Annotated in this window: 1 protein-coding gene; it reads left to right on the top strand. The window is 56.1% G+C overall.

The annotated features are described in order from the left end of the window. Positions 1 to 278: UbiD family decarboxylase domain-containing protein (locus FDX22_RS31255; RefSeq protein ID WP_255432953.1), on the top strand; the 278-nt coding region annotated here is incomplete at both ends.

Here is a 278-nt window from a genome sequence, read left to right as displayed (position 1 = left end):
GTGGTTTCGCGCGATCCGCTGGATGTCGACAATTTCGGCAAGCAGAACGTCGGTATTTACCGTATGGAAGTAAAAGGCAAGCGTAAGCTGGGCCTGCAACCGGTGCCGATGCACGATATTGCGCTGCACCTGCATAAGGCTGAAGAGCGCGGCGAGGATCTACCGATTGCGATCACCCTTGGCAACGATCCGATCATCACTCTGATGGGGGCAACGCCGCTGAAGTACGATCAATCTGAATACGAAATGGCGGGGGCGCTACGAGAAAGCCCGTACCC

Source organism: Citrobacter sp. TBCS-14 (assembly GCF_005280805.1).
Lineage (GTDB): Bacteria > Pseudomonadota > Gammaproteobacteria > Enterobacterales > Enterobacteriaceae > Citrobacter > Citrobacter gillenii.
This window is presented reverse-complemented; position numbering and strand designations above follow the sequence as displayed.